This window comes from Lentzea sp. NPDC036949, assembly GCF_055608075.1.
In genome coordinates this window covers 75,342-101,809 of sequence record NZ_JBVJRA010000018.1, presented here as the reverse complement: position 1 = coordinate 101,809, position 26,468 = coordinate 75,342, and the positions used below count along the sequence as shown (strand labels likewise).

The 26,468-nt window shown below is 71.0% G+C and carries 29 protein-coding genes; 17 read left to right on the top strand and 12 right to left on the bottom strand.

What is annotated here, in order from left to right:
• Window positions 1–66: 66 nt before the first annotated feature.
• Both ACZ7CD_RS35520 and ACZ7CD_RS35515 read left to right on the top strand, forming a co-directional pair.
• On the top strand, window positions 67–1,254 hold the full coding sequence (locus ACZ7CD_RS35520; RefSeq protein ID WP_360391535.1) for a trans-sulfuration enzyme family protein: 1,188 nt from the start codon (window positions 67–69) through the stop codon (window positions 1,252–1,254).
• 139 nt (window positions 1,255–1,393) lie between these two features.
• A complete protein-coding gene (locus ACZ7CD_RS35515) occupies window positions 1,394–2,728 on the top strand; it encodes an amino acid permease (RefSeq protein WP_360392666.1) in 1,335 nt (444 codons plus the stop codon).
• Between the two features lie 85 nt (window positions 2,729–2,813).
• Here ACZ7CD_RS35515 and ACZ7CD_RS35510 read toward each other — a convergent pair whose 3' ends face one another.
• Window positions 2,814–3,443, bottom strand: a complete 630-nt coding sequence (locus ACZ7CD_RS35510) for a GNAT family N-acetyltransferase (protein WP_470380612.1) — start codon at window positions 3,441–3,443, stop codon at window positions 2,814–2,816.
• 72 nt (window positions 3,444–3,515) lie between these two features.
• On the opposite strand from ACZ7CD_RS35510, the gene pdxT reads away from it, so the two are divergent.
• The 4 genes from pdxT (at window position 3,516) to ACZ7CD_RS35490 (ending at window position 5,923) form a co-directional block, all read left to right on the top strand.
• Window positions 3,516–4,139, top strand: a complete 624-nt coding sequence (gene pdxT / locus ACZ7CD_RS35505) for a pyridoxal 5'-phosphate synthase glutaminase subunit PdxT (RefSeq protein WP_458431183.1) — start codon at window positions 3,516–3,518, stop codon at window positions 4,137–4,139.
• A complete protein-coding gene (locus tag ACZ7CD_RS35500) occupies window positions 4,136–4,885 on the top strand; it encodes a YebC/PmpR family DNA-binding transcriptional regulator (protein WP_360391528.1) in 750 nt (249 codons plus the stop codon). The genes pdxT and ACZ7CD_RS35500 overlap by 4 nt, the downstream gene beginning before the upstream one ends.
• Window positions 4,886–4,958: 73 nt before the next feature.
• On the top strand, window positions 4,959–5,459 hold the full coding sequence (locus ACZ7CD_RS35495) for a DUF4262 domain-containing protein (protein WP_470371029.1): 501 nt from the start codon (window positions 4,959–4,961) through the stop codon (window positions 5,457–5,459).
• Window positions 5,456–5,923 carry a GNAT family N-acetyltransferase gene (locus ACZ7CD_RS35490; protein WP_360400094.1) on the top strand — a complete coding sequence of 156 codons (468 nt, stop codon included), beginning with the start codon at window positions 5,456–5,458 and terminating at the stop codon, window positions 5,921–5,923. The genes ACZ7CD_RS35495 and ACZ7CD_RS35490 overlap by 4 nt, the downstream gene beginning before the upstream one ends.
• A gap of 333 nt (window positions 5,924–6,256) precedes the next feature.
• Here ACZ7CD_RS35490 and ACZ7CD_RS35485 read toward each other — a convergent pair whose 3' ends face one another.
• The gene (locus ACZ7CD_RS35485; RefSeq protein WP_360400097.1) at window positions 6,257–6,790 is read right to left on the bottom strand and encodes a TIGR03086 family metal-binding protein; all 534 of its coding nucleotides are present in this window, start codon (window positions 6,788–6,790) and stop codon (window positions 6,257–6,259) included.
• 178 nt (window positions 6,791–6,968) lie between these two features.
• Here ACZ7CD_RS35485 and ACZ7CD_RS35480 point away from each other — a divergent pair, with 178 nt between their 5' ends.
• Complete coding sequence (locus tag ACZ7CD_RS35480; RefSeq protein WP_360400100.1) at window positions 6,969–8,441, top strand: peptide MFS transporter; 1,473 nt, start codon at window positions 6,969–6,971, stop codon at window positions 8,439–8,441.
• A 154-nt stretch (window positions 8,442–8,595) separates the two neighbouring features.
• Here the strand turns inward: ACZ7CD_RS35480 and ACZ7CD_RS35475 are convergent, their stop codons facing one another.
• Together ACZ7CD_RS35475 and ACZ7CD_RS35470 are read right to left on the bottom strand one after the other, a co-directional pair.
• Window positions 8,596–9,885, bottom strand: coding sequence for a cytochrome P450 (locus ACZ7CD_RS35475; RefSeq protein ID WP_360400103.1), 1,290 nt, complete (start codon window positions 9,883–9,885; stop codon window positions 8,596–8,598).
• A gap of 31 nt (window positions 9,886–9,916) precedes the next feature.
• Complete coding sequence (locus ACZ7CD_RS35470) at window positions 9,917–10,510, bottom strand: TetR/AcrR family transcriptional regulator (protein ID WP_360400106.1); 594 nt, start codon at window positions 10,508–10,510, stop codon at window positions 9,917–9,919.
• A 140-nt stretch (window positions 10,511–10,650) separates the two neighbouring features.
• Between ACZ7CD_RS35470 and ACZ7CD_RS35465 the strand changes: the two genes are divergently transcribed.
• The 6 genes from ACZ7CD_RS35465 (at window position 10,651) to ACZ7CD_RS35440 (ending at window position 16,979) form a co-directional block, all read left to right on the top strand.
• Entirely contained in the window at window positions 10,651–10,815 is a 165-nt protein-coding gene (locus ACZ7CD_RS35465; RefSeq protein ID WP_360400109.1) for a hypothetical protein, read from the top strand.
• Between the two features lie 299 nt (window positions 10,816–11,114).
• Window positions 11,115–12,317 (top strand): glutamate-cysteine ligase family protein, encoded by a 1,203-nt coding sequence (locus ACZ7CD_RS35460; protein WP_360400112.1) that lies wholly within the window; start codon window positions 11,115–11,117, stop codon window positions 12,315–12,317.
• A complete protein-coding gene (egtB, locus tag ACZ7CD_RS35455) occupies window positions 12,314–13,603 on the top strand; it encodes an ergothioneine biosynthesis protein EgtB (RefSeq protein WP_470380611.1) in 1,290 nt (429 codons plus the stop codon). The genes ACZ7CD_RS35460 and egtB overlap by 4 nt, the downstream gene beginning before the upstream one ends.
• Before the next feature lie 3 nt (window positions 13,604–13,606).
• Window positions 13,607–14,332 (top strand): ergothioneine biosynthesis protein EgtC, encoded by a 726-nt coding sequence (egtC, locus tag ACZ7CD_RS35450; RefSeq protein WP_458431188.1) that lies wholly within the window; start codon window positions 13,607–13,609, stop codon window positions 14,330–14,332.
• Window positions 14,329–15,300, top strand: a complete 972-nt coding sequence (gene egtD, locus ACZ7CD_RS35445; RefSeq protein ID WP_470380610.1) for an L-histidine N(alpha)-methyltransferase — start codon at window positions 14,329–14,331, stop codon at window positions 15,298–15,300. The genes egtC and egtD overlap by 4 nt, the downstream gene beginning before the upstream one ends.
• Window positions 15,301–15,359: 59 nt before the next feature.
• Complete coding sequence (locus ACZ7CD_RS35440; protein WP_470380609.1) at window positions 15,360–16,979, top strand: alpha/beta hydrolase; 1,620 nt, start codon at window positions 15,360–15,362, stop codon at window positions 16,977–16,979.
• Here the strand turns inward: ACZ7CD_RS35440 and ACZ7CD_RS35435 are convergent.
• The 4 genes from ACZ7CD_RS35435 to ACZ7CD_RS35420 form a co-directional block, all read right to left on the bottom strand.
• On the bottom strand, window positions 16,927–18,078 hold the full coding sequence (locus tag ACZ7CD_RS35435) for a hypothetical protein (protein ID WP_458431192.1): 1,152 nt from the start codon (window positions 18,076–18,078) through the stop codon (window positions 16,927–16,929). The genes ACZ7CD_RS35440 and ACZ7CD_RS35435 overlap by 53 nt on opposite strands.
• Complete coding sequence (locus tag ACZ7CD_RS35430; protein ID WP_470380608.1) at window positions 18,075–18,791, bottom strand: sulfite exporter TauE/SafE family protein; 717 nt, start codon at window positions 18,789–18,791, stop codon at window positions 18,075–18,077. Before ACZ7CD_RS35430 ends, ACZ7CD_RS35435 begins: the two co-directional genes overlap by 4 nt.
• A 129-nt stretch (window positions 18,792–18,920) precedes the next feature.
• Window positions 18,921–19,847, bottom strand: a complete 927-nt coding sequence (locus ACZ7CD_RS35425) for a sigma-70 family RNA polymerase sigma factor (RefSeq protein WP_458431194.1) — start codon at window positions 19,845–19,847, stop codon at window positions 18,921–18,923.
• The gene (locus ACZ7CD_RS35420; protein ID WP_360400134.1) at window positions 19,844–20,806 is read right to left on the bottom strand and encodes a helix-turn-helix transcriptional regulator; all 963 of its coding nucleotides are present in this window, start codon (window positions 20,804–20,806) and stop codon (window positions 19,844–19,846) included. Before ACZ7CD_RS35420 ends, ACZ7CD_RS35425 begins: the two co-directional genes overlap by 4 nt.
• A gap of 186 nt (window positions 20,807–20,992) precedes the next feature.
• On the opposite strand from ACZ7CD_RS35420, the gene ACZ7CD_RS35415 reads away from it, so the two are divergent.
• Window positions 20,993–21,184: a S1 RNA-binding domain-containing protein gene (locus ACZ7CD_RS35415; protein ID WP_360400137.1), complete on the top strand. Its 192-nt coding sequence runs from the start codon at window positions 20,993–20,995 to the stop codon at window positions 21,182–21,184.
• Window positions 21,185–21,240: 56 nt separating this feature from the next.
• Here the strand turns inward: ACZ7CD_RS35415 and ACZ7CD_RS35410 are convergent, their stop codons facing one another.
• The 4 genes from ACZ7CD_RS35410 to ACZ7CD_RS35395 all read right to left on the bottom strand — a co-directional run bounded on the left by ACZ7CD_RS35410 (window position 21,241) and on the right by ACZ7CD_RS35395 (window position 24,703).
• On the bottom strand, window positions 21,241–22,101 hold the full coding sequence (locus ACZ7CD_RS35410; protein ID WP_458431196.1) for a hypothetical protein: 861 nt from the start codon (window positions 22,099–22,101) through the stop codon (window positions 21,241–21,243).
• Window positions 22,098–22,559, bottom strand: a complete 462-nt coding sequence (locus tag ACZ7CD_RS35405; protein WP_360400143.1) for a hypothetical protein — start codon at window positions 22,557–22,559, stop codon at window positions 22,098–22,100. Before ACZ7CD_RS35405 ends, ACZ7CD_RS35410 begins: the two co-directional genes overlap by 4 nt.
• A 123-nt stretch (window positions 22,560–22,682) precedes the next feature.
• A complete protein-coding gene (locus tag ACZ7CD_RS35400; protein ID WP_360400146.1) occupies window positions 22,683–23,159 on the bottom strand; it encodes a hypothetical protein in 477 nt (158 codons plus the stop codon).
• Window positions 23,159–24,703, bottom strand: a complete 1,545-nt coding sequence (locus ACZ7CD_RS35395) for a helix-turn-helix domain-containing protein (RefSeq protein WP_360400149.1) — start codon at window positions 24,701–24,703, stop codon at window positions 23,159–23,161. The genes ACZ7CD_RS35400 and ACZ7CD_RS35395 overlap by 1 nt, the downstream gene beginning before the upstream one ends.
• A 268-nt stretch (window positions 24,704–24,971) precedes the next feature.
• Here ACZ7CD_RS35395 and ACZ7CD_RS35390 point away from each other — a divergent pair, with 268 nt between their 5' ends.
• The 3 genes from ACZ7CD_RS35390 (at window position 24,972) to ACZ7CD_RS35380 (ending at window position 26,460) form a co-directional block, all read left to right on the top strand.
• Window positions 24,972–25,460, top strand: a complete 489-nt coding sequence (locus tag ACZ7CD_RS35390) for a hypothetical protein (protein ID WP_360400152.1) — start codon at window positions 24,972–24,974, stop codon at window positions 25,458–25,460.
• Between the two features lie 9 nt (window positions 25,461–25,469).
• Window positions 25,470–25,868 carry a Rieske (2Fe-2S) protein gene (locus ACZ7CD_RS35385; RefSeq protein WP_360400155.1) on the top strand — a complete coding sequence of 133 codons (399 nt, stop codon included), beginning with the start codon at window positions 25,470–25,472 and terminating at the stop codon, window positions 25,866–25,868.
• Window positions 25,869–25,974: 106 nt separating this feature from the next.
• A complete protein-coding gene (locus ACZ7CD_RS35380; protein WP_360400158.1) occupies window positions 25,975–26,460 on the top strand; it encodes a Rieske (2Fe-2S) protein in 486 nt (161 codons plus the stop codon).
• The last annotated feature ends 8 nt before the right edge of the window (window positions 26,461–26,468 follow it).

Genomic DNA, 26,468 nt, shown 5'->3' with positions numbered 1-26,468 from the left:
GCCCTTCTGCCGAAACGGGTGCGGTTCCGTGCCCGCTGTGCCGAGGAAGTCTCCACCATTCCGGCCATGACGCGCATGGAGACCATCGCAGTGCACGGCGGCCGCGACGACCTCGCCGAGCTGGGCGTGCACGCTCCTCCCATCGACCTGTCCACCACCTACCCCGTGCCCGACCAGGCGCTCGGCGGGGCGGCGCTGGGGGAGTGGGCCACCGGCGCGGCGCACGCCGCGTCACCGGTGTACGCCCGGTTGCACAACCCGACCGTGGCGCGGTTCGAACAGGCGCTGGCCGCCCTGGAGCACACCGAGGCCGCCGTGGCCTTCGGCAGTGGCATGGCCGCGGTGACCGCCGTCGTCCAGGCCGCCTGCGTGATGGCGGGAAAACCGCACGTCGTGGCCGTGCGTCCGCTCTACGGCGGCACCGACCACCTGCTGTCGTCGGGTCTGCTGGGCGTCACCACGACGTACGTGGAGGCGGGCCTGGTGGCGTCTGCGATCCGGCCGGACACCGGCCTCGTCGTTGTCGAGACGCCGGCCAACCCCAACCTCGACCTCGTCGACATCGAGCACGTCGTGCGGCAGGCCGGCGCCGTCCCGGTCATGGTCGACAACACCTTCGCCACGCCCGTGCTGCAGAACCCGGCGCTGCACGGGGCGTCGTACGTGCTGCACTCCGGCACCAAGTACCTGGGCGGGCACGGTGACGTGCTCGGTGGCGTCGTGGCCTGCTCCGAGGAGCGCGCGGCGGCGTTGCGGCAGGTCAGGATCATCACCGGCGCCGTGCTGCACCCGCTGGGCGGCTACCTGCTGCACCGCGGGCTCGCCACGCTGCCGCTGCGGGTCGAGGCGGCGTCGCGGTCGGCGGCCGTCCTCGCCGCACGGCTGGCCGAGCACGACGCGGTGGAGTTCGTGCGCTACCCCGGCAGGACGGCGCAGATGCGCGGGACCGGCGCGATGATCGCGTTCGGCGTGCACGGCGACCCGGTCGAGGTGGTGCGGCGGCTGAAGCTGGTCACGCCCGCCGTCTCGCTGGGATCGGTCGACACCCTGATCGAGCACCCCTCGGCATTGACGCACCGGCTCGTTCCGGGAGAAGAACTGCGTGCTTCTGGCGTTCCGGACAATTTGCTGCGCATTTCCGTGGGACTCGAACACGTCGAGGACATTTGGGAAGACCTCGACGCGGCGTTGTGTGACGTCGCTTACGTTAAGCCTTCCCCAACTGATTTCTTGGTGATGACCGCCACTCACTAAGGTCCGGACGCATCAGCGCGTCGGGGCGCGGGAGGTTCCGACGCGGGCATTTTCCGTTTTCGGAAGGAACCTCCTCGTGAGTTCTGTGGAAACTGATGCGGACGGCTACACCAAGGCGCTGACCAAGCGCCAGGTGCAGATGATCGCAATCGGTGGCGCGATCGGCGTCGGCCTCTTCCTGGGCGCGGGCGGACGCCTCGCCGCGGCGGGGCCGTCGCTGATCCTGTCCTACGCGGTGTGCGGCCTCGCGGCGTTCTTCGTCATGCGCGCGCTGGGCGAGCTCGTCCTGCACCGCCCGGTGGCCGGCAGCTTCGTGGAGTACGCCCGCGAGTTCATCGGCCCGTGGGCGGGCTTCACCTCCGGCTGGATGTACTGGGTCAACTGGGCGATGACCGGCATCGCCGAGATCACCGCCGTCGCGATCTACATGCACAAGTGGTTCCCGGACATGCCGCAGTGGATCACCGCGCTGGTGGCGCTGGTCGTCCTCGTCGCGATCAACATGCTGTCGGTGAAGCTGTTCGGTGAGCTGGAGTTCTGGTTCAGCGTCATCAAGGTGACGGCGATCCTCGTCTTCCTGGTCACCGGCATCGCCCTGGTGATCAGCGCCGCGGACATCGGCGGCACCACGGCGTCGGTCTCCAACACCCTGGGCCACGGCGGCCTGTTCCCCGCTGGGTTCGGCGTCGCGCTGATGACCCTGCAGGCCGTGATCTTCGCCTACTCGGCCATCGAGCTGGTCGGCATCGCGGCCGGCGAGACCAAGAACCCCGAGAAGATCATGCCGCGCGCCATCAACGGCGTGGTCTACCGCATCGCCATCTTCTACGTCGGTTCCGTGCTGCTGCTGACGATGCTGCTGCCGTGGGACCACTACACCGGCACCGAGTCGCCGTTCGTGACCGTGTTCTCGGCGCTGGGCATCCCCGCGGTCGGCGACATCATGAACGCCGTGGTGCTCACCGCCGCGCTGTCCTCGTGCAACTCCGGCCTCTACTCCACCGGCCGCATTCTGCGGTCGCTGGCGCAGAAGGGCGAGGCACCGGCGTTCACCGGCAAGATGAACTCCCGGCACGTGCCCTACGGCGGCATCCTGTTCACCGGCGCCGCCTACCTGTTCGGCGTGGTGCTCAACTACACCGTCCCGAAGGACGCGTTCGACATCGCGATCGCCGTCGCCTCGCTCGGTGTGGTGTCCACGTGGGCCACGCTGATCGTCTGCCAGATGAAGCTGCGGCAGAAGGCGCTGCGGGGTGAGGTCGAACGGCCCTCCTACCGGATGCCCGGCGCGCCGTACACGTCGTGGCTGACGCTCGGGTTCCTCGCGCTCGTCGTCGGGCAGATGGCGTTCTCGTCCGGGCACGCGGAGCGGATCGCGTTCTGGTCCATCCCCGTCCTGGCGCTGGTGCTGTTCCTCGGCTGGCGGTTCGTGAAGTCGCGGCAGGCGCAGCAGGAGCCCGTGCCCGTCGACTGACCCTCCTCGGCTCAGCTCCTGCTCGGCTCAGGGCACGCGGGGACCTTTCGTACCCTCAGAGGGTACGAAAGGTCCCCGCGTGCCTTCAGGGAACGGGCAGGTGGGCCGCTGTGATGGGGGAGACGGCGGTCCAGCCGAGGGTCAGGTAGAGGGCGCGACCGGCTTCGGAGGCGACGAGGACGGCGCGGGTCGCACCCCGGGTCACGGCGGTGCGGGTCAGCTCCGACATCACCACGCTGCCCAGGCCACGCCTGCGGTGCGCGGGGCCGGTCTCCACCACGTCGACCACGGCGGCGCGCCCGTGCACCGCGACCCGGCCCTTCGCCGCGACCTCGCTCCCGGCGAGCACCACGGCCTCGGCCACGTCACCGGTGCCACGCACCTCCACGGTGTAGAGGGCCGGCGGGGTCACGGGCGGCCGCGTCCCCAGCTCGACGCTCATCAGGTGCTCCGGCGCGCTGACCACCCACGCCGGGCCGAGCTCGACCTGGTCGCGCGCACCGCAGACCTTCAGCCACGTGCCGGGCTCGGACAACCCGGCGGCACGCGGTCCGGCCGCGGCCGGGTCCGGCAGGACGTAGCGCACCCGGTGCCCCGGCAGCCCGACGTCGATGCGGTAGCCGTCGGGCTCCTCGACGGGCGCAGGGGTGCCGCGGGACAGCGCCCAGCCCCTGACCCAGTCCTCGACGACGGCGGTGAGGTGCGAACCGGTCATGCGCCGATCCTGCCCCACGCGGGCGGCGGACCGGCGAGGTGTGCGCTGACCACCTCGAATAAGCTGGCAGGCATGGTTGCTGCCCCTCCCGTCATCGGCGTGCTCGCCCTCCAGGGTGACGTCCAGGAACACCTCGTGTCGCTCGCGAAGTGCGATGTCACCGCACGGCCCGTGCGGCGCGCCGAGGAGCTGGACGAGCTGGACGGGATCGTGCTCCCCGGTGGCGAGTCGACGACCATGAGCAAGCTGCTCGACAACTTCGAGCTGCTGGAGCCGCTGCGGGCCAAGATCAAGGCGGGCTTCCCCGCGTACGGGTCGTGCGCGGGCATGATCCTGCTCGCCAACACCGTCCTGGACGGCCGCGAGGACCAGCACCAGCTCGGCGGCCTGGACGTCACGGTCCGGCGCAACGCCTTCGGCCGGCAGGCCGACTCGTTCGAGACCGATCTCGACCTGGAGGGCGAGACGGTTCACGCCGTGTTCATCCGGGCACCTTGGGTGGAGGCGGTGCACAGCGGTGTCGAGGTGCTCGCTACGGTGCCCGTCACGGCTGAGGCGGGTGACGCCGCCGGTAGGATCGTCGCGGTCAGGCAGGGCAACGTGCTGGCCACGGCGTTCCACCCGGAGCTCACGGGGGACGAGCGCGTTCACCGACTGTTCGTTGACATGGTCCGAAGTTCGACGGAGGAGAAATGAGCGGCCACTCCAAGTGGGCGACCACCAAGCACAAGAAGGCCGCTATTGACGCCAAGCGCGGCAAGCTGTTCGCGCGGCTGATCAAGAACATCGAGGTGGCCGCCCGCACCGGTGGTGGCGACCCCGACGGCAACCCGACGCTCTTCGACGCGATCCAGAAGGCCCGCAAGAACTCGGTGCCGCTGGACAACATCGAACGGGCCCGCAAGCGCGGCGGCGGCGAGGAGGCCGGCGGCGCCGACTGGCAGACCATCATGTACGAGGGCTACGGGCCCAACGGTGTCGCGGTGCTCATCGAGTGCCTCACCGACAACCGCAACCGCGCCGCCACCGAGGTCCGCACGGCCATGACCCGCAACGGCGGTTCGATGGCCGACCCCGGTTCGGTGTCGTACATGTTCAGCCGCAAGGGCGTCGTCATCGTGCCGAAGGCGGGCACGACCGAGGACGACGTGATGATGGCGGTGCTCGAAGCGGGTGCCGAGGAGGTCAACGACCTGGGGGAGGCCTTCGAGGTCGTCTCCGAGGCCGGCGACCTGATCCCGGTGCGCAAGGCGCTGCAGGACGCGGGCATCGACTACGAGTCGGCCGAGTCGAGCTTCCTGCCGTCGGTGTCCGTCGCGCTCGAGGCGGAGGGCGCCAAGAAGATCTTCAAGCTGATCGACGCGCTGGAGGACTGCGACGACGTGCAGAACGTCTTCGCGAACTTCGACGTGTCCGACGAGGTCATGGCCGAGGTCGGCTGACCTCTTCCGGCGGTGGGCGGGCGGGTGGGCCGGACGGCTCACCCGCCCGTTCCGTGTGCGTAGGGTGGGTTTCGTGCTTTCCGACGAGGACATCGAGTTGCGTGCCCGGCTGCTCTCCCTGGCCGACCGGCACGGTCACGCCACCATCGTCGTGCCACCGGACGCCGAGGGAGCGGGCTACGTCTTCTCGGTCGGCGCGTGGCGGCGGTTCGGGGTGGCCGAGGCGGTCGTGATCGGACTCGACCAGGGCATGGGCGAGACGCTCGTCAACGCGTACGTCAAGCGGGCGAGCGCAGGGGAGCGGTTCGTGCCGGGGCAGCTGTACTTCGACTTCTTCAACGGCGTGCCGATCACGTTCGAACGCGTCTACAAGGGCTTCTACCCGGAGTTCCTCGGCAGTGCCTACCTGCTCTACGACGGCTCCGAGTTCGCCGCCGTGCAGATCATCGTGCCGACACCGCAGGGCCACTGGCCGTGGCAGCCCGACGCGCCCGCCGGGTTCGGCGACCACCAGCTCGTCCTCACCGAGAGCGGTGTGCCGGAGAGCTGGACGCCGGGGGTCAACGGGCCGTGAGCATCCGGATCAGGGCACTCGACGCCGACCGGGCGGGTGAGGTCATGACCGTGCAGCGGGCCGCCTACCTGGTCGAGGCCCGCCGGTACGGCGCGTGGGACCTGCCGCCGCTGGTGGAGACGCTCGCGCAGGTGCGGGACCACATCTCCTCCGGGCAGCCCGCGCTCGGCGCGTTCGACGGGCACCGGCTCGTCGGCAGCGTGCGCGGCAACGTCGACGGGGACCGCATGGAGGTCGCCCGCCTGTTCGTGGCGCCCGACCAGCAGGGCAGGGGGATCGGCAGGAAGCTCCTCGACGCGGCCGCCGGTGCCGCGCCGAGCGGGGTCGACGTCCTGTGGCTGTTCACCGGTGCCCGCAGCGAGGAGAACATCCGGCTGTACGAGAGCGCCGGGTTCGTGAAGATCAGCGAGCGCGTCGACGGGCTGGGCATCACACTCGTCACGTTGGAGCGGAAGGTCATCTGAGGTTCAGGTGCCGGTCACGGGCGGCTGGCAGAGTCCTGGGCGGTCCACCCACGACCACACACCGGTGCGGACGTCGATCACACGTCGGCTGATCCGTCCGGCACCCCGCGCCCCCTGGCACATCCGGTGCCAGGGGGCGCGTCGCGTCGTGGCGGCGGGTTGTCCGGAGGTCGTTGTCCGGTGGTCGTGCGCCGACACCGGACAACGCCGCGGGCGGTAGAACTTGCGGTGCGGCCGGAACCGGGGGGTCACCGGCCGCGCAGTGGGGGATGAGCGCCCCGCCTCGCAGGAGGCGAGGGGGATGCGGGGCGGGGCGCTTGCACACCGGAAGGGCTACGGCTTGCGTCCCAGCAGTCCGATCAGGCGGGTCTGGTCGTCCGCGTCCCGAGCGACCGGGACGGCCGAGTCGAACATCGGCGTCGCACTCCACTCGTCGGCGTTGCGCTCCACGTACGCGAGCACCGTCGCGGCCAGGTCCGGGTCTATGCGCTCGTCGGCGCCGATCGAGCGCGCCAGGTCCCACGCGTGCACCGCGAGGTCCGTCGTCATCTGCCAGCAGTACTCGGCGGCGTCCAGCAGCCCGCTCGACACGTGCACCGGCCGCGACAGCGCGTCGGGCTCCAGCCACGCCTCGCGCGCCGCGGCCGCGGCCACCACCCAGGACACCAGCGGGTCGTCGCCGAGGTTGTCGTGGTCGAACCGGTCACCGACCTGCTCGGTGGTGCAGCCCGCCAGCAGCTCCGGCGCCCAGAGCTGCTCGTGGACCAGATGGCCCACCAGATCTCTGACCGACCACTCCCGGCAGGGGGTACCCAGCTCCCACTGGTCGGGGGCGATTTCCCGCACCCGACGGTCGAACTCCGTCATTGCGAGGCCGTGCGCCTGGATCAAGTCCACCCCAGCAGTGCATCAAACACCGCCCGACCCCGCACGACGGCCTGAGAGTTGGGCCACTTGGACGCAACCCCGATTGCAAACAGTACGAGCGTTCGGCGTAATGTGCACCGGATCCGCCGTGACATCGTTGACACGAGAGGACGATGACGTGAGCGCCCCTAGCGCCAGCATCCCCGGCAAGCAGGACACGGGCTTCTTCGGCCACCCCCGAGGCCTGTCCACGCTCTTCTTCACCGAACTGTGGGAGCGGTTCTCGTTCTACGGGATGAAGGCCATCCTCGGCCTCTACCTGTGGACGGCCGTGTCCGAGGGCGGTCTCGGCGTCGACAAGGCGCTGGCGTTGTCCGTCGTGGCCATCTACGGCACCGCGGTCTACATGTCCGGCGTCGCCGGCGGCTGGCTCGCCGACCGCGTGTGGGGTGGTCAGCGCGCCACCTTCTACGGCGGCGTCCTGATCATGTGCGGCCACATCGCACTGGCGCTGCCGATCGGCATCACCGGCGTGTACGTCGGCCTGATCTTCATCGTGTTCGGCACCGGCCTGCTCAAGCCGAACATCTCGACGGTCGTCGGCGGCCTGTACGACAAGACCGACACCCGCCGCGACGCCGGCTTCACGATCTTCTACATGGCGATCAACATCGGTGGCTTCGTGTCGCCGCTGATCACCGGCGCGCTCGCGGACGGCATCGGCTTCCACGCCGGGTTCGCCGTCGCCGCGGTCGGCATGGCGCTGGGCCTCGTCCAGTACCGCCTGGGCCGCAAGCACCTGCGCGGGTCCGCGGCCGTGGCGCCGAACCCGCTGCCGCACCAGGAGAAGGGCCGCGTCTACGGCCTCATCGCCGGTGTCGCCGTCGCCATCGCCGCACTCGGCGTGGTCTCCTACCTCCTCGGTGACGTCGAGGGCGTCATCCTGATGATCAGCATCATGTCGATCGTCCTGCCGATCGCGTACTTCACCGTCATGCTGCGCAGCCCGAAGACGCTGCCGGAGGAGAAGCCGCGGGTCGTCGCCTACATCCCGCTGTTCGTCGCCGCCGCCATGTTCTGGCTGATCTTCGAGCAGAGCGCCTCGGTCATCGCCGAGTTCGCCGACTCCCGCGTCGACAACCACGTGTTCGGCTGGGAGTTCCCGGTCGCGTGGTTCCAGTCGATCAACCCGATCATGATCATCGCCCTGGCGCCGCTGTTCGCGCTGCTGTGGGTGAAGCTCGGCAAGCGGGCGCCGTCCACGCCCCGCAAGTTCGCCGGTGCGCTCGTGCTCGTCGGCCTGTCGTTCGTGCTCATGTACTTCGCGAGCAACTCGGCGGCCGACGGCAAGGTGACGCCGCTGTGGCTGGTGCTGATGTTCCTGATCATGACCGCCGGTGAGCTCATGCTGTCGCCGGTCGGCCTGTCGGTGACGACGAAGCTGGCGCCGCGCGCGTTCGCCTCGCAGACGATGAGCCTGTGGTTCCTCGCGACCTCGGCCGGCACCGGTGTGGCCGCGCAGCTCGTGAAGTTCTACACGACGAGCCCGTCGGCGTACTTCCTCACGCTGGGCGGTGCGGCCGTGGTCTTCGGCATCGCGCTGGCCGTGGCGGCCCCTGCCATCAGGAAGCTGATGTCGGGCGTCGAGTGAGGCGCACAAGGCGAGAGGGAGGCCCGTCGCGGCGGCGGTGCGGCGGGTCTCCCTCTCGCCTTCAAGCATGCACTACGGAGATGTGTCATTGGGGCACGAACATTGCTCCGGACAGGTGAAGTAGGGCACGTGCGCCCGCGAATTTCGCCCCACGTCAGGTCTGCTTCACCGCCAGTGATCGTTTGGGCTCGTTCGCACGAACCGGAAGTCGCAACGCGCCGCGGATGAGCTTCGACCTGCGCCGCGCCATCGGGCCGTCCTGCGCGAGGTTCGGGAAGCGCTTGAAGAGCTCGTGCAACGCGACCGCGCCCTCGATGCGCGACAGGCCCGCGCCGATGCAGTAGTGGATGCCCGCGGAGAACGCGAGGTGCTCGCGCGCGTTGGACCGCGTCGGGTCGAACGTGAGCGGGTCGGAGAACACTCGCGGGTCACGGTTGGCCGCCGCGAGCAGCAGCATCACCGGCATGCCCTTCGGCAGGGAGACGCCGGCCAGCTCAAGGCGTTCCTTCGGCCAGCGGATCGTGTACTGCACCGGCGGGTCGAGCCGCAGCACCTCCTCGACGAACCCCTCCGCGTACTCCGGGCTCTGCGCGAGCGGCGCGACCGTGTGCGGGTTCTCGAACGCCTTCAGCACGCCGTTGCCGATCAGGTTGACCGTCGTCTCGAACCCGGCGAACAGCAGCAACCCGGTGGTGGCGACCAGGTCCTCGCGGCTGAGGTCCGCGTGCTGGGTCACCAGGTGGCTGACGATGTCGTCCTGCGGGTTGCGCCGCCGCTCGTCCATCAGCCCGTCGATGAAGTCGTTGTACTCGACGATCGTGGCGTGCAGGTCCCTGAGCTGCTTGTGCGACCAGACGCCGTCGAGCGTCTCGGCCAGCGACGAACCCCAGCGGGCGAACAGCGCCCTGTCGTCGTCCGGCACGCCCAGCAGGTCCGCGATCACCTGGATCGGCACCTGGGACGCGAACTCCGCCACCACGTCGAACCGGTCGTCCAGCCGGTCGAGGTGGTCCGTGACGATCTTCTGGATCGACGCGGTGCGGTCCTTCAGCGCACGAGGGGTGAAGAACGGCTGCACCAGCCTGCGCAGCCGGGTGTGGTCCGGCGGGTTCTTCATCAGGAACGAGTCCTGCACCGGGTTCACGACCTTGTGGCCGTCCTTGACCAGCGTGATCGGGATCATCGACGCCTCGTCGAACGTCGCCGTGACGAACCGCGGGTCACGCAGCACCGAGTCGCACAACGCACGCGACGGCGTGACGTAGGCGCCCATCTTGCTGCGCACCATGTCGCCCTTGGCGCGCACCTTCTCGTACATCGAGTACGGGTCGCGGTCCGGCGGTGATGCCATGACACCGGCGTACGGGTCACCGATCAGCGCATAGCCGCGCACGAGAGAGCGGAGCGCGAAGAACTGGACGGTGGTCTTCAGCGAGGACGGCATGCGTCCACAGTGGGGTTTACGTGAAGAACCTTCAAGAGCTGCGGCGGTGGCGGCGCACGGTTTCTTCGACGAGGTCGAGCACCGGCTCCATGTCGTCGGCCGGCAGCCCCATCGCCAGGTGCGACACCAGGCCCTCCAGCACCAGCTCCAGGAAGCTCGTCAGCACCGTCACGTCGACGTCGTCGCGCAGGTTGCCGGCCTCCCGCTGCCGGAGCAGGCGCTGCCGGGTCGCGGCCGTCAGCTGCTCGGACCGCTCGGCCCACCGCGCGCGGAAGTCGGGGTCGGTGCGCAGCCGCCGGGAGACCTCCAGGCGCGTGCCCAGCCAGTCCGCCGCGTGGCCCTCGTCGCGCTTCTCCGGCTCGTCGAGCAGGTCGCGCATGACCTGGACCAGGCCCTGCTCGGCCACGACGTCGGCCATCCGCAGCGCGTCGTCCTCCGCCAGGGCGAGGAAGAGCGACTCCTTGTCCCGGAAGTGGTGGAAGATCGCACCGCGGGACAGTCCCGTGGCCTCTTCGAGGCGGCGTACCGTGGCACCCTCGTAGCCGTGGCGCGCAAAGCAAGCACGCGCACCGTCGAGGATCTGGCGACGGCGGGCGTCTAGGTGGTCCTGGCTGACCCTGGGCACCGGTAGATGGTCCCAGGACGGGGACCGGAAATCCAATCCGTACGTACGGATTGGACAGCTCCATCCGTGTGATCCTTTCGAGTGGATCTCCGGCCTGGCCTGTCCCGGTGGCGGCGTGAGCGCCAATATCCTCCTGCGCCATGGAGACGCACGAGTTCGTCAAGCTGTCGGCGCTCGCCGAGCGCCTCGGGTGGCGGCGGCGCGTCTCGACCGGCGTCCACGTGGTCGACCTCCTGCTCAGCCGCACGACCACCGACCTCATCGCGGCGCTCGCGGAGAACCGGGACCGGGAACGGTCCGGCTGACCTCGGCAGACCGCGGACGGCACCGCCACCTCGTCGACCAGCAGGTCTACGGCCGCCTGCGCACGGTGGAGGTCGACATCTGGCTGACTCCACCGCCAGTAGAAGCAGCGGGGGAGGCGCAGGGCGTGAACGTGAACGAAGCGGGCAACTCGACACATCCGCCACGCAAACCCCTGGGCACACGCGTGCGCGCACGCCACGTCGTTGATCTGTAAGGATTTGCACGTCCGCGAGAGCGTGCGAGCCGCAATGCCCGCGTGTAGCGTCGAATGCGCTTATCCGATCACGGGGAGTGTGTAGTGACGACTGCGCTGCGTGACCAACCGGCGCCGGTCAGGTTCGCTGACCGCGCCGAGGCCGAGGCTTACGTCGCCTCGGTCTGCTTCAAGCACGGGCCTCCGAGGTTGTTCGGCGTGGAACTGGAGTTCACCGTCCACCACGCAGAAGACCCCGCGTTACCCCTGGACCAGCGAAGGTTGGCCGCGGCGCTCGGAGACCACGCGCCGCCGACCCTCGTTCCGGACAGCCCGCAGAGGCCGCTTCCCAGCGGCACGCCGCTGACCGTCGAACCGGGCGGGCAGGTCGAGATCTCCACACCTCCCTGCACCTCCCTCCCCACGCTCTTCACCACCGTCGAAACGGACGTCGAGCAGCTCACCGCGTTGCTCGCGGACCAGGGCCTCGTCCTCGGCGACAGGGGTGCCGACGCGCACCGGACGCCGAGCCGGGTGCTGCGGGTGCCGCGCTACGCCGCGATGGAGCACGAGTTCGGCCGCCTCGGCCACGACGGCATCTCCATGATGTGCAGCACCGCCGGGCTGCAGGTGTGCCTCGACTTCGGCGAACAGCAGGACCTGCGGGCCAGGTGGGCCGCCGTGCACCAGCTCGGGCCGGTGATGGTCGCGTTGTTCGCGAACTCACCGGGGCTCGGCGGGCAGCGGCAGGACTGGGCCTCCGCGCGGATGCGGACGTTGTACGGCACGGATCCCGTGCGCACCAGGCCGAGTGCCGTGTGCGCCGATCCGGCCGCGGCCTACGCGCGGCGGGTGGTCGACACGCCCGTCATCGTCGTCAGGGGACCGGGTCCGAACTGGGTCCCGCCCAGGAGGCTCACGTTCGCCGACTGGATCGACGGGGCGCTCGACCGCAGCCCCACCAGCGACGACCTCGACTACCACATGTCGTTGATGTTCCCGCCGGTGCGGCCGCGCGGGTACATCGAGATCCGGTACCTGGACACGCCGCCGCCGGGCGGCTGGATCGCGCCGAGTGCGCTGCTCGTCGCGCTGTTCAGCGACCAGTCCGTTGTGGACGGTGTGCTGGCGGCGACGGAACGGGCGGCCGGGCGGTGGCTCGTCGCCGCACGGCACGGGATGGCGGACGACCGCATCGCGAGGGCGGCGAAGGACGTCGTCGCCCTCGGCATCGAGGCGTTGCCCCGCACCGGTCTCTCCGACGAGCAGATCAGCACCATCAGCCGGGAGCTGGAGGGGAAGCTGTGACCGAAGAACTCCGCGAGCGGGTGGCGGAGGAACTGTTGCGTTCTCGCGCGCGTTCCACCGCCCTGACCGATGCCGTCGACGAGCACGACCTCGTGCGGCAGCACTCCAAGCTCATGTCGCCGCTGGTCTGGGACCTCGCGCACATCGGCAACCAGGAGGAGCTCTGGCTCGTCCGCGACGTCGGCGGGCGTGAACCGGTGCGCAGCGACATCGACGAGTACTACGACGCGTTCAAGTACGGGCGCAGCGTGCGGCCGGAGCTGCCGCTGCTCAACCCCGCCGAGGCCCGCCGGTACGTCGGTGACGTGCGCGGTAAGGTGTTCGACGTGCTGGAGGAGGTCCCGCTGGAGGGCCGCAGGCTCGTCGAGAACGCCTTCGCGTTCGGCATGATCGTGCAGCACGAGCAGCAGCACGACGAGACGATGCTCGCCACCCACCAGCTGCGCACCGGCGAACCGGTGCTGCACGCGCCCCCTCCGCCGAAGGGGAACCTCGTCGCCGCGACGGAGGCGTTCATCCCGGGCGGACCGTTCGAGATGGGCACCTCGGACGAACCGTGGGCCCTGGACAACGAACGCCCCGCGCACACCGTCCACGTCGACCCGTTCTTCATCGACACCACCCCGGTCACCAACGGCGAGTACGCCGAGTTCGTCCTCGCCGGCGGGTACTCCGACCGTCGGCTGTGGACGGACGAGGGGTGGGTGCACCGCACGCGCGCCAAGCTCACCGCACCCCGGTTCTGGCACCGCGAGGGCACGAGCTTCAGCCGCACCGCGTTCGGTGTCACCGAGCCGGTCGTGCCGGACGAACCCGTTGTGCACGTGTGCTTCCACGAGGCCCAGGCCTACGCGACGTGGGCGGGCAAGCGGCTGCCGACCGAGGCCGAGTGGGAGAAGGCCGCACGGCACGACCCGGCGACCGGTACCAGCCGCCGCTACCCGTGGGGTGACGCGGCACCGGACGAACGGCACGCGAACCTCGGTCAGCGACACCTGCGCCCCGCACCGGCCGGCGCGTACCCGGACGGGGTCTCCGCGCACGGCGTGCACCAGCTGATCGGTGACGTCTGGGAGTGGACCTCGACGGACTTCCACGGCTACCCGGGCTTCGAGGTCTTCCCGTACCCCGAGTACTCGGAGGTCTTCTTCGGACCCGACTACAAGGTGCTGCGCGGCGGTTCGTTCGGCACCGACTCCTCCGCGGTCCGTGCGACGTTCCGCAACTGGGACTACCCGGTCCGGCGGCAGATCTTCGCCGGTTTCCGCTGCGCCAGGGACGCCTAGGCGATGTGCCGCCACCTGGCGTACCTGGGCCCCGCCGTGCCCTTGTCCGGCCTGCTGTACGACGCACCGCACTCGCTGGAGCACCAGTCGTACGCACCGGGGGACATGCGCGGCGGGGGCTCGGTCAACGTCGACGGCTACGGCGTCGGCTGGTTCCCCGGCCCGGTGCGCTACCGCCGTGCCGGCACGCTGTGGAGCGACGCGAACCTGCGCGCCCTCAGCGGCACCGAGTCCACCGCGGTCCTCGCCGCGGTCCGCAACGCCACGACCGGCATGCCGGTGGCGGACGCGGCGTGCGCGCCGTTCACCGACGGCACGTGGCTGTTCAGCCACAACGGGCGCGTTACGGGCTGGCCGCACAGCGTCGAGGACCTCGCGAGGACGCTGCCGGTGACCGACCTGCTCACCCTCGACGCGCCCACCGACTCGGCACTGCTGTGGGCGCTCGCCGCACGGGCGCTGGCCGCGGGGAAGAACCCCGCCGACGTCCTTGTTGAACTCAGCGACGAGGTCGAGGCCGTGGCCCCGGGGTCACGCCTCAACTTCCTGATGACCGACGGTTCGGTCGTCGTCGGCACCACCTGGACCCACTCGCTGTGGGTCCGCCACGACGGCGTGAGCGTCACGCTCGCCTCCGAACCGCTCGACGCCGACGCGGCGTGGCGGGAGATCCCCGACCACCACGTCGTCCTCGCCGATCCATCCACTGTGGAGGTTCGACCCGCATGACCGAACCGGTGCTGGACGTTCACCTCAAACCGGAAGACGCCGTGCACGCCCTGCGCGCCGACGTGCGCGCCGGGCTGACCGCGGACCCGAAGTGGGTGTCGCCGAAGTACTTCTACGACGCGACCGGCAGCGCGTTGTTCGAGGACATCACCCGCCTGCCCGAGTACTACCCGACGCGGGCGGAACGGGAGGTGCTCGCCGCGCGGGCCGGTGAGATCGCGGCGACCACCGGCGCGCACTCGCTGGTCGAGCTGGGCTCCGGGTCGTCGGAGAAGACGCGGCTGCTGCTCAGCGCCCTGCGCGACCACGGCACGCTGACCGAGTTCGTGCCGCAGGACGTCTCGGTGTCCGCGCTCACCGAGGCCGCCCACGCGATCATCGCCGACTACCCCGGCCTGCGGGTGCACGGTGTGGTCGGCGACTTCACCCAGCACCTGGGCCTGCTGCCGGGCGTGTCACCGCGCCTGGTCGCGTTCCTGGGCGGCACGATCGGCAACCTCATCCCCGAGGAGCGGGAGAAGTTCCTGCACACCGTCCGCGACGTGCTGCGGCCGGGGGAGTGGCTGCTGCTCGGCACGGACCTGGTGAAGGACCGCGAGACGCTGGTGCGCGCCTACGACGACGCGCAGGGCGTGACGGCCGCGTTCAACCGCAACGTCCTGAACGTCCTCAACCGCGAGCTCGGCGGCGACTTCGACGTCGCGGCGTTCGAGCACGTGGCGTTGTGGAACAGCGAGCAGGAATGGATCGAGATGCGGCTGCGCGCCACGCGCGCCATGACGGTCACGCTCGCCGGTCTCGACCTGGCGGTGGAGTTCCGCGAGGGCGAGGAGCTGCGCACCGAGGTGTCGGCGAAGTTCCGGCGGGACGGGGTGCGCGCGGAGCTGGAGGACGCCGGGTTCACCCTGCACCGGTGGTGGACCGACTCGCGGGACCGCTTCGCCGTCTCGCTGGCGCGGGCGATCTGAGCCGACAACCCTCCGATAGGCGGGTACAAACGGTGCGCCCGCAGTGATGGGCTGCACCGGTGACGTCTTCCCTTGCCACCCGTGCCGGCCGCGCGGCGCTCGCTTCGGCGCTCGCGCTCGGCACCATCGCCTCCGGTCTGGGCGCGAGCACCGCCTCCGCCCAGCCCGGCGCCGCAGCAGTCAGACCCGCCGCTTGGGGGCCGTGCGCGGCGGATGTGCTCGCCTCGATCCCTGCTGCCGAACGCACCAGGGTCAGCTGTGCCATCCAGGAAGTTCCCGTCGACCACTCGCGTCCGCGCGGTGACAAGACGGGCATCATCATGATGAAGCGGCCGGCGACCGACCCGGCGAAGAAGGTCGGCTCGCTGTTCATCAACCCCGGCGGCCCCGGTGGCGCCGGTCTGATCTACGGCGCGTTCGGCGCGAGCTTCTTCAGCCAGGAGGTCCTCGAGAAGTTCGACCTCATCGGCTTCGACCCGCGCGGTGTCGGCCGCAGCGCCCCGCTGCGCTGCTTCCGCACCCAGGAGGAGGCCGACGCGGTCAACGAGGGCTGGTTCGCCCTGCCGACGACCAAGGCGGAGATCGAGAGCTCGATCCGCCAGTCGAAGGCCTACACGGACTACTGCGGGATCAACGCCGGTCCGCTGCTCAACCACATGTCGACCGAGGCAGTCGCCCGCGACCTCGACGTGCTGCGCGAGTCGGTCGGCGACCGGCAGCTGACCTACGTCGGCTTCTCCTACGGCACGCTGCTCGGCGCCACCTACGCGAACATCTTCCCGGAGCGGTCGCGTGCGCTCGTGCTCGACGGCAACGTCGACCCGAAGCTGCGCCTGACCAACGGCGCCGAGTACGACCGCCAGCGCGCCAAGGGCTTCGAGATCGCGCTCGACGCGTTCCTCAAGCGCTGCGACGCCGAGGGCACCGCCAAGTGCGCGTTCGCCGGTGACGCCCGCAAGAAGTTCGACGGCATCCGCGAGACCCTGCGCAAGGGCCCGACGACGCTGCCGGACGGCACGCAGGTGACGCTGACGGACGTCGTCGGCCGCACCGCGAGCAACCTGTACAACCCGGCCACGTTCAAGGCGCTCGCCACGTGGCTGCAGTCGATCCACGCGGCGCAGAACCCGGCCGCGGCGACGGCCACCGCGCAGACGATGAGCGTCCAGTCCGTTGTGGACGTTCCCGCGCTGAACAACAACGGTGGCCTGGCCGACGTGCGCGGCCTGCCGGAGACCCCGTACACGAGCGACGACTCGTACTACGCGGTCAACTGCATCGACAAGCCGTTCGCCAGGACGACCCGCACCTGGGCGTCCACCGCGGCCAAGTGGGAGAAGGAGTCGCCCACGTTCGGCCGCTACCAGGCCGCTTCGGACGCGCTGACCTGCCCGACGTGGCCGGCGCGCAACCCGGACCGCTGGATCGGCCCGTGGCACCGCAAGACCAAGAACCCGGTCGTCGTGGTCGGCAACTACTACGACCCGGCCACGCAGTACGAGTTCGCCCGCCGCATGTCCCAGCAGCTCGGCAACGCGCGGCTGATCAGCGTCGACGCGTTCGGCCACTGCATCCTGGGCGACTCCGCGGGTGCCGACGCGGCGGTGACCAGGTACCTGGTCGACCTCACGGCGCCGGTGAACGGTTCGGTGTACCAGCCCAACACGCAGCCCTTCTGAGCAAAGGCGTTGCGAGCAGCACTCCTGCGGTGAGGAACGGCGTCACCGGGGCCACCGCCAGCGCGACCACGGCGATGGCCCCGTCGGCGCCGTTCTTCCGCGCGCAGGACCAGAAGCCGAGCGCGAGGCCGGCCGTGATGGCGATGATCGTGACGGCCAGCGTCCACGGTTCCTGCCGGTCGGCCAGCGCGAGGGCGAGCACCCCGATGCCCGCCAGGTAGAACGGGTCCCGCCGCGGCCCGAGTGCCGCGGCCGCGGCGGCGAACACCGGGATGGCCGCGTGTTCGGGAGCGGCCTGCAGCACGGCGCCGAACGCCACGCCCGCGACGGCGACCCGCCAGCTGCGGCGCCTGATCGCCCAGACGAGCACCGCGGCCACGACGAACCACACGGGCGTGTAGGTCAGCATGTCGTCGCGGCCCAGGCTGCCGATCCCGGTGGCTCCGCTGGACACGACGACCTGTGCCGGGCGTTCGTCAGAGGAGTACCAGCCGGGCGCACTGCCGCACACGGCTCCGGGCAGGGTGCACGGGTTGGTGAGGAACATCGGGCTGAGCGTCACCGTGTACGCCGCCAGCGAGCCGAACCCGGCGATCGAGAGCGCCACCCAGGCGGGTCTCGGCGCCACGGCGACGAGCAGCAGGGCCACCCCGAACGCGATCCAGACCACCTCCGGCATGGCCTCGACCACCGGGCGGGCGGGGAGGACACCGAGGAAGGTCAGCCCGAGCGCGACCGCGAGGACCACGATCCCGCCGGAGTGCAGCGGCCTGCGCGGGGCCGCGGCGAGCGCGGCGGCGGTGAAGAGCAGCAGGACCGGGATGAACGCCCGGTCGGTGCAGAGCACGAGCGCGCCGAAAACGACGGCCGCGGCGCCCATCCGCCAGCTGCGGTGCCGGACCGCCCACGCGACGAGCCCGGCGGCGATCACCAGCCGCGGCGAGGCCAGGTCGGGGGCCAGCGCCCCGGAGGTCGCGCCGATCCAGCCGGGGCCGAAGGGCTGCACCGCGATCGTCGCGAGCCCGGCGAGGACGAACGTCACCCACGCGGGCCGGGCGAAGTAGAGGAAGACCGCCGTCGCGGCCGCGAACCAGATCACGACAGCACGCTCCGCACGATCAGCACGACCGAGCTCAGCCCGGCGACGAGGAGCATCGGCGTGCGGATCCCACCCGCGTCGACCCGCTCGCGCAGCGGCCCGGACAGCAGGAAGCCGGCGACGAGGAACGGGATGAGCGCGACCCCTGCCCAGAACTGGTGGGCGGTGACCTGCCCGGCGCCGGCCAGCGCGAGGATCGAGGCACCGGAGCCGAGCACGAAGAACGCCGCGAGCGTCGCCCTGACCTGCGGACCCGCCTGGTTCTGGTAGAGCAGAGCCACCATCGGCCCGCCCACCGACGTGGCCGTGCCGAACGACCCGCTCGCGAACCCGGCCGTGACGAGCGACCCCGGCCTCGGCGCCGGCCGCCAGGTCGTGGTGGACAGCAGCACGCACGCCAGCACCGAGCCGCCGACGACCAGCCCGAACCCCTTCGGGTCGAGCGCGTCGACGACCAGCACGCCCACGACCGTGCCGGGCAGCCGGCCGAGCATCGCCCAGCCCACACCGCGCCAGTCGACGTGGCCGAACTCGCGGGCGAGCGACATCGACGCGTGTGCGGCGGCGACCATCAGCACCGGCACCGGCAGCAGCGCCGGGTCCAGCAGCGCGATCAACGGCACCGCCACGAGCGCCAGCCCGAACCCGATCAACCCCTGTAACAGCCCGCCCACCGCGACGACCGCTCCTGCGACCACAATCCCCCAGCCCATGGGTCGCGATGCTAGCGAGTGGTCCGATCGGCGGAGGGCCCGGTTTCGCCCGGTGTTCTCCTGACGTCGGTCAAGCGCACCCGCGGTCCGCGCCACGACCTCGTCCCGCCGCGGCTTCCTGCTCGGACCTCATGCGGTCGAAGGCAGCCCGAACCGCGGGAACAGGCTGAGGTCGAAGAACGACGAGACGCGCGTGATCCGGTCGTGCCCGACCTCCAGCACCTGGAGGTTGAACGGCCGGTACCCGCCGTCCTCGCCCTCCAGGTACAGGCCGTAGGCGGGCTGGCCGTTCGCCTCCGTCGCGATCATGCGCGCCCTGCCGGGGACGGCCGGGCACTGGTGCACGAGGTGCCACGCGATCATGTCCGGGCCGCGGTACCACTGCGGGTACGGCGGCATCTCCCACACGACGTCCTCGCTGAACAGCGCGACGATCGCCGGGATGTCCTTGGCCACGAACGCCTCGACCCACCGGTCGAGCAGCTCCCGCGCCCCGCCCGGTTCGGTGACCTGGTCCTCGCTGAGGTCCTTGAGCCGGTCGTGGGCGCGTTGCAGGGCGCTGTTGACCGCGGCGACGGTCATGTCCAGCCGGTCGGCGGTCTCTGCGGCGCTGAGCCGCAGGACGTCGCGCAGGATCAGCACCGCGCGTTGCCGTGGTGACACGTGCTGCAGCGCCGCGACGAACGCGAGCCGCGTGCTCTCCCGTTCCGCGACGATCGCCGCCGGGTCGGTCGGGAACGGCTCCAGCCACGGCACCTCGTGGTCCTGGGTGAGCGGGTCGTCCTGCGTGGCGCCGCGGGTGCCGAGCCCGGACGGCAACGGCCGGCGGGCGCGGCTCTCCAGCGCGGTGAGGCAGGCGTTCGTGGCGATCCGGTACAGCCAGGTGCGCACCGACGACCGGCCCTCGAACCGGTCGTAGGACTTCCACGCCCGCAGGTACGTCTCCTGCACCAGGTCCTCGGCGTCGTGCAGCGAGCCGAGCATCCGGTAGCAGTGCGCGAGCAGCTCGCGGCGGTACGGGTCCACCGCGGTGGCGAAGTCGGTCGTGGCCGTCATCCCCGGACCCCGATCGCGGTGCGCATGCGGTCGATGAGCGTGCCGATGTGGTCCCTGAGCTCCGGCGGTTCGTGCACCTCGAAGTCGAAACCCAGGTACAGCAGGAAGAACACCATCCGGTCGAGCGACTCGGCGCCGGTGCGCACGAGGCACGTGTCGTCGTCGATCGCCTCCAGCGACACCGAGGTGGGCGTCGAACGTTCGGCGACCGCCCGCACGGGTGCGTGGACCGTGAGCACGGCCTGGTAGGTGTAGACGCTCGACGCGACCTGGCGCGACACGAACTCGCCGAGCTCGGGGGCAGGCGGTTCGCGCGGCGCGAACCGGGCCGCGAGCGCCGGCTGCTCGGTGATCCGGTCGACCCTGAACGTCCGCCAGTCCTCTTTGGACACATCCCACGCGACCAGGTACCAGCGGCGGCCGGTGTGCACGAGCCCCTGCGGCTCGACGAGCCGTTTCGCGGGCTCGCCGTGCGTGGCGGCGTAGGTGAACCGCAGCTGCTGGTGGTCCCGGCAGGCGGCGGCGATGACCGTGAGCGTCGCCGCGTCGACCACCGGCCCGCCCGCGACCAGGGGAGTGGTGTGGGCCTGCAACGCCTGGACGCGCCTGCGCAACCGGCTCGGCAGGACCTGCTCCAGCTTGGTGAGCGCGCGCACCGACGTCTCCTCGATGCCCGCGACCGTACCGTTCGCCGCGGTCCTGAGTCCTACGGCGACGGCCACCGCCTCGTCGTCGTCCAGCAGCAGCGGCGGCAGCTCGGCACCCGCCCCCAGCCGGTACCCGCCCGTGGCGCCGGGAAGCGACGTGACGGGATAGCCGAGACTGCGCAGCTTGTCGACGTCGCGGCGGATCGTGCGCACGTCGACGCTGAGCCGGCCGGCGAGTTCCGGGCCCGTCCAGTCGCGCCGCACCTGCAGCAACGAGAGCAGCTTCAGCAGCCGTGCGGACGTCTCCAGCATGGGCGGAAGTCTAAGTTCCATTGCGGACAACCGCGGGAAGTGGCTAGTCTTCCCGGTATGACTGCCGGGTCGGCCCTGTGCCGTGAGCGGAACGGTTGCCCGGCCCTGACTTGATCAGGGCCCCTCCACCCCCGCGCTTCCTCCGTTCTCAAGGGGAACTGCGCACGGGAGAGGAGGTGATGCGCAATGCTTCCCAACGTTGGTGATGTCTTCTCCGGGAAGGTCGTCTCGACCGTCCCGTTCGGCTCGTTCGTCGAGCACCCCGCCGGGGCACACGGGCTGCTGCACGGTCAGCAGGCCGAGGTCGGTTCGACCGTGCAGGTGAAGGTGCTGGTGGTGGACGACGCGCAGCAGCGGTTCAGCCTCGAACTGGCCTGATCCGCCTGACCGCATGAGCGCGTGACCGGACAGAGGCGCCCTGTCCGGTCCTGTGCTCACGCCCTGCGGTACTCCGCGCACTCGCCGACCAGCCGGTCGTGCAAGGTCCTGCGGTGCCCCTGTTCCCGGGGTGCCGGGCCGAGCGCGTCCGCCGGGCTGTCGACGCCGTGCAACAGCCGGTACAGCACCACGTCCGTTGCCGTGCAGAGCCAGTCGTCCGCACACCCCGGTGGTGCGGCGGGTCCAAGCGCGTTCTCGAACCACGCCGGGAACAGCAGGTCGCGCGCGACCGCGTCCTCGATGCGCTCGCGGATCTGCCGGCGTGCCTCGGCGACCGCCTCGTTGCCCTGCGACCGTGCGGCGGCGTCCCCGGCGTGCGCCTCGTCGTCCGGTGCCGGCGGCCGCCGCCCGAGCTTCCCGAACGCCTGCCACCGCGCGTACTTGGCGCGCCACAACGACTCCGCGTTCGCCGGGAGGTTCGTGAGCCCCTCGGCGGCGTCGATCGCCTCGGCGAGCCGGGCGTCGTACCGCGCGATCAGCTTGCGAGTGTCCTGCGCCTCCTGCGGCGTGAACGTCTTGCGCGCGTAGGCGTCCTGCCCCGCGAGGATCGTGTCGACGAGCGTCTGGTCGATGCCGGGCCAGTCGTCGAAGTCGGCCCTTTCCGCCACCCCCGCCCGCACCTTGCGGTTGAGCGCGACGAGCAGGCGTTCGAGCCGGTGGACGCTCTCGGCGAGCTCGCTCACCCGGTCGTTGGTCCCGGTGAGTCTGCGGTTGTTGTCCCTGATCTGGTTGGTGGCGCTGAGCTGCTGCTGCGCTCCCGCGGTCTCGACGTCGTCGAGGCGCGCGGTGAGGGTGCCGAGGTCCTTCCTGAGCCGTTCGACCTTGTCGCCGAGCGCCTTGACCGGGTCGATGTTCACCGCAGCGTCCTCCACGCCCACCACACGCCACCCGCGACCACGGCCAGTGCCGCCCACCCGCGCAGGACCGGGGTGAGCAGCACCCCCGCGAGCGCGGCGGAGATGGCGGCGGTGCGGGCCCGCGGCTCCCACAGCCGCGTGCCGGTGGGGTCCACGAGCACCGCGGCCGCGACCGCCAGCGCGAGGACGACCGACACCAGCGACCAGGGGTCGAACCACCCGATGACCACGGTCAGCGCCGCGACCGCCGTGACGGCCGCGACGACCCGGTTCGGGACGGTGAGCCGCGCCGACTCGACGTCCCTGCGCGCCTGCACGACGGCTTGGACCTCCCGGTCGGTGTCGGCGAGCAGGGCGGGGAGCTCGGGGCTGCCGGGGTGGGTCGCCTGGAGTGCGCGCAGTGCTGTTCGCAGGGAGTGCTGGCGGTCGGCCAAGCGGGCGAACGGATCGGCTGCCATGTCCCGGAAGCGTGATCAACGGGGGCGGGGTGTGGGTAGGGCTGCGCGACGAGTTGGTCCGGTTGCCGACGAACTTCGCTCAGGTGGCGTAGCGCAACCCCGGGCACGGCCCCACCCCCGTGCTCACGACTTCCTGCGCGCCTCCGGCGGCCACACGACCTCGATCGGCACCCCGGACGCCCGTGCCTGCTCGACCACGTCCGCCGTGCCGCCCCTGCCCTGCGCCGGCACCCCGTCCCACACCGCCACGAGCAGCTCGACCGAGGCCAGCACGCGTTCGTTCGCGGCGACGTAGGCCAGCCGGCCCGACGTCATGTGCGGCAGCACGCTGACGACCGTCGCGGCCGACCGCAGCTCGTCGTACTCGGCGACCTGGTGCGGTTTGAGCCGGTCGCGGTAGTCGAGCGCCGGGAGCACCACCTCCACCTGCCCGCCCAGGTCCAGCACCGCGCGCGCGAACACCTGGTCGGCGCCCGGCGCGAGGCACGTGACGCCGACCAGCGGCCGGCCCAAGCCGGCTAAGACCGCCGACAGCGCGGCGCGGACGGCCGGGACGCACTCGGGGACCAGGTTGCTGTGACCGGTGACACCGACGCGCATCAGGCGGTCCGAATCGCCCTGATCGCGTCGCGCGTGTCCTGCACGGCGGGGATGTGGCGGTGCCGTGCCGCCTCCTTCGCGAAGTCCTCCAGCTTGCGCAGCACCCGGCCCGAGGAGAGCTTCGCCGCCGTCGGCAGGACCTCGTTGATCAACCCGCACGCCGCCTCCGGGTCTCCCGCGACCATCTTGGTGCGCGCCAGTCCGATCACGTCGAAGGCGCGGTTGCGCACCTTCGAGGGGTCCCTCAGCTCCAACGCACGCCGAATGTGCTGCTCGGCGTACACGGCCTGAGAGGGGTCATGCATCGCGAGGTCGCGGCAGCGGGCGCCGATGACGCCCTCCAACTCGGCCTCGTCGAAGCTGTGCAGGTAGTCCGGCTCGTGCGACGAGTCGCGCTGCGCGAAGCTGTCCTGCGCCATGCCGACGGCCTGGTGGAACTCGCGGACCTTGCCCAGCTGCGCGTAGGCCCAGGCCTCGCGCGTGAGCAGCAGGGCCTTCAACGTCGGCGTGCCGGTGCGGCGGGTGCCGTACTGGCCGAGCTGCACGAGCTCCAGACCGTCCTCCGGGCGGCCCAGGTCGAACATCTGCCGGGCCATCGCGGCCAGGCACAACGCGGCGAAACCGTCGTTCTGACCGGCCTTCGCCATCCGGATGGCGAGCACGTAGTAGCGCTGAGCCGCGTTGTGCAGGCCCGCGTCGAACGACATGCTCGCGGCCACCTTCGACAGCTCGGCGCCGATGAAGAACGCCCGTTCCGTCAACGGGCCCGCGGGGGCGCGCTGGAGCCGTTCGGCCAGCTCGTCGAGCTGACCCAGCACGGCCTTGCGGGCCAGCCCGAAACCACCGCGGCCGCCCCAGCCGCGCAGGCCGTCCGCGACCTGCTGCAACGCCGCCAGCTCCTCCTCGCTGATCGCCGAGTGCGACGACCACCGCGACAGGTTCTGCAACGGGTGCAGCCAGCGCTGCAACGGCTCGACCAGTGCGGACCCCACCGTCACCGCGGCCGCTCCCGTGAGCGCCGCTCGTCTGCTGATCGCCAAGTCGCTCCTCGCCGTCTCCTCGACCGAACGGGCAATGCTCGTCGCCTCCCACGGGGCGGCGAGCACATCCGGTGGGCCCGAACCGGGGGAACCCACCTGAGCTGGGATGACGACCCGGTCGAACCACAGCCGCTCGCCCGGCACGCCGAGCACCAGCGCGAAGTGGCGCAACCGGTCGAGGCGGTCGATCGGGTTCTCACCCGACTCGTAGCGCGAGAGCTGGGCCTGGCTGATGCCGAGCCACGCCGCCATGCGGTCCTGGGACACCCGGCTGAGGTGGTGCGGGTGGTGGCGGTACGCGGAGATCAACGCGCCCATGTCGCGGTCGGTGCAGGCGGCCGCGACCGAGGGGTGGTCCCAGAAGTCGTCGGGGACCGCGGGAGGGCCGTGCACACCGGAACGGGCGTTGCGGCGGCACCGGTGGCACAACCGGTCGGTGTTGTCGGCGGCGATGAACGCCCCACACGGGCAGGCGCGCCTGGACTTGGGTCTCGCGGCATCCATCGGCATCGCTCCCGTCACTGAGCGATTACCAAGTGTACGGAGCCGTGATCGTCAGTCCATCCATCTCATGCATAAGACGTAATGGGTACGCGTGTCGCACCCCCGGTACCCCCGCCCGGCGGATGAGCTTCATGCGTCCGCTGCATGAAGCCCATGCACCGGGCGAGTGGTGCTGACGCGAAGTGCGAAGCACCCTGCACATCGTCGGGTCGCGGGTCGATCCCCGTGACCGAGTGCCTGACCCACCCGAAGGGGAGGACGACCGCCGATGAGCCTCACGACCGCGGAGACCGGCAAAGCCGGTGTCCCACAGAACAGGGCACACGACCGGGCGATCGGGGAGGCCGTCGCCGGCTACCGGTTGCTCGGCTGGCAGGTGCAGGTCACCGAACAGGGCGTGTTCCTGCCCCTCGGGCCCGCCACCACCGCGCTCGCCATGCCGGCCCGCATCGGGTCGCGCGTGCTGGCCGACCTGAAGTCGCGCATGCTCGCCGGACCGGTCACCGTCATCCCCGGCCCCCGCGAGCACTGGATCTTCCTCGCCGAGCTGGTCGCGTTGCTACCGACGCACCTCAAGGCCCCGGCCGAGGTCCAGTTCGTGCGCTCGCCCCACCGGATCGCGCTGCCACCCACGATGACCAGGTACGGCTCCCTGCGGTGGGCGAACCCGCCGTCGCACTCGCGGCACTGGTTCCCGCCGTTCACCGCAGTGCTCGCCCTGGCCCGGACGGCCGTCGCGGAGGACCAGCGCCGATAATCGGCACCCGTGGACCGTCGTTCAGTGTTGTTGTGCGGGCTCGTCGCGGCTTTGAGTGCGTGTGGCGAGCCTGCGCCGCGCAAGACGGGCGGTGTCGGAACCGCCCGTGCGGGGGACCGGGTCACCCCCGCGTCGTCCGTGCCCGAGGGCAGCGGCGTGCTGGTGGACATGCCCGGCAACGCCCAGCTCCTCGTCGTGCAGCCCCGGCCGGGTGAGTACCGGGCGTTCAACCCCTCGTGCCCGCACGTGGGCTCCCTGGTGAACCCGCCCGCCGCCGGCGTGATCACCTGCCCGCTGCACGGGAGCACCTTCGACCCGGCCACCGGCGCCGTCCGCAGAGGACCCGCGACGTCCGGCCTGACCGAGGTCGCCATCACCCTGTCCGGTGATGACCTGCTGCTCGCCTGAGACCTGTGGAATTGCTGTGCATCCGGCCCGTCGCTGAACTTCCGCCGCCCGGATCGCGTACTGCTGTGGTGTGACCCCGAACACCACCCACCACGGAGGATCGGTCGTGACCACCGAAAGCCCAGTCAGCAGGCGGGCTGCCCTGTGCGGAATCGCGGTTGCCCTCGCCGTGCCCAGCGGCCTCGTGGCCTGCAGCTCACCCGGCACGTCGTCCGGCACCGCACCGACCCAGCAGGGGAGCGGCAACACCGGCTCCACCGGCTCCACCGGCTCCACCGGCTCGACCGGTGCGGCGGGAGGTGCGCTGGTCGCGCTGGCCGACGTGCCCGAGGGCGGCGGCGCCGTCGTGGACGCACCCGGCGGCAAGAAGATCGTCGTCGCCCGCATCTCGGCCACCGAGGTCAAGGCCTACGACGCCACCTGCCCGCACCAGGGCTCGATGGTCGCGGAACCGTCCGCCGGCACCATCACCTGCCCCTCCCACGGCAGCCAGTTCGCCGCCGCGGACGGCAAGGTCAAGAAGGGCCCCGCCACCTCCGGCCTGCGCGCCGTGCAGGTCCGCGTCGACGGCGACCAGGTGGTCCTGGCCTGACCCTTTCC

What these genes read in the sequence shown, in the direction of transcription:
- egtC (WP_458431188.1), top strand. Translation starts at nt 13,607, where the DNA reads ATGTGCCGCCACCTGGCGTACCTGGGCCCCGCCGTGCCCTTGTCCGGC.
- ACZ7CD_RS35405 (WP_360400143.1), bottom strand. Translation starts at nt 22,559, where the DNA reads ATGGCAGCCGATCCGTTCGCCCGCTTGGCCGACCGCCAGCACTCCCTG.
- ACZ7CD_RS35425 (WP_458431194.1), bottom strand. Translation starts at nt 19,847, where the DNA reads ATGACGGCCACGACCGACTTCGCCACCGCGGTGGACCCGTACCGCCGC.
- ACZ7CD_RS35520 (WP_360391535.1), top strand. Translation starts at nt 67, where the DNA reads ATGACGCGCATGGAGACCATCGCAGTGCACGGCGGCCGCGACGACCTC.
- egtD (WP_470380610.1), top strand. Translation starts at nt 14,329, where the DNA reads ATGACCGAACCGGTGCTGGACGTTCACCTCAAACCGGAAGACGCCGTG.
- ACZ7CD_RS35465 (WP_360400109.1), top strand. Translation starts at nt 10,651, where the DNA reads ATGGAGACGCACGAGTTCGTCAAGCTGTCGGCGCTCGCCGAGCGCCTC.
- pdxT (WP_458431183.1), top strand. Translation starts at nt 3,516, where the DNA reads ATGGTTGCTGCCCCTCCCGTCATCGGCGTGCTCGCCCTCCAGGGTGAC.
- ACZ7CD_RS35390 (WP_360400152.1), top strand. Translation starts at nt 24,972, where the DNA reads ATGAGCCTCACGACCGCGGAGACCGGCAAAGCCGGTGTCCCACAGAAC.
- ACZ7CD_RS35420 (WP_360400134.1), bottom strand. Translation starts at nt 20,806, where the DNA reads ATGCTGGAGACGTCCGCACGGCTGCTGAAGCTGCTCTCGTTGCTGCAG.
- ACZ7CD_RS35430 (WP_470380608.1), bottom strand. Translation starts at nt 18,791, where the DNA reads ATGGGCTGGGGGATTGTGGTCGCAGGAGCGGTCGTCGCGGTGGGCGGG.
- ACZ7CD_RS35515 (WP_360392666.1), top strand. Translation starts at nt 1,394, where the DNA reads ATGATCGCAATCGGTGGCGCGATCGGCGTCGGCCTCTTCCTGGGCGCG.
- ACZ7CD_RS35395 (WP_360400149.1), bottom strand. Translation starts at nt 24,703, where the DNA reads ATGGATGCCGCGAGACCCAAGTCCAGGCGCGCCTGCCCGTGTGGGGCG.
- ACZ7CD_RS35400 (WP_360400146.1), bottom strand. Translation starts at nt 23,159, where the DNA reads ATGCGCGTCGGTGTCACCGGTCACAGCAACCTGGTCCCCGAGTGCGTC.
- ACZ7CD_RS35415 (WP_360400137.1), top strand. Translation starts at nt 20,993, where the DNA reads ATGCTTCCCAACGTTGGTGATGTCTTCTCCGGGAAGGTCGTCTCGACC.
- ACZ7CD_RS35510 (WP_470380612.1), bottom strand. Translation starts at nt 3,443, where the DNA reads ATGACCGGTTCGCACCTCACCGCCGTCGTCGAGGACTGGGTCAGGGGC.
- ACZ7CD_RS35500 (WP_360391528.1), top strand. Translation starts at nt 4,136, where the DNA reads ATGAGCGGCCACTCCAAGTGGGCGACCACCAAGCACAAGAAGGCCGCT.
- ACZ7CD_RS35475 (WP_360400103.1), bottom strand. Translation starts at nt 9,885, where the DNA reads ATGCCGTCCTCGCTGAAGACCACCGTCCAGTTCTTCGCGCTCCGCTCT.
- ACZ7CD_RS35485 (WP_360400097.1), bottom strand. Translation starts at nt 6,790, where the DNA reads ATGACGGAGTTCGACCGTCGGGTGCGGGAAATCGCCCCCGACCAGTGG.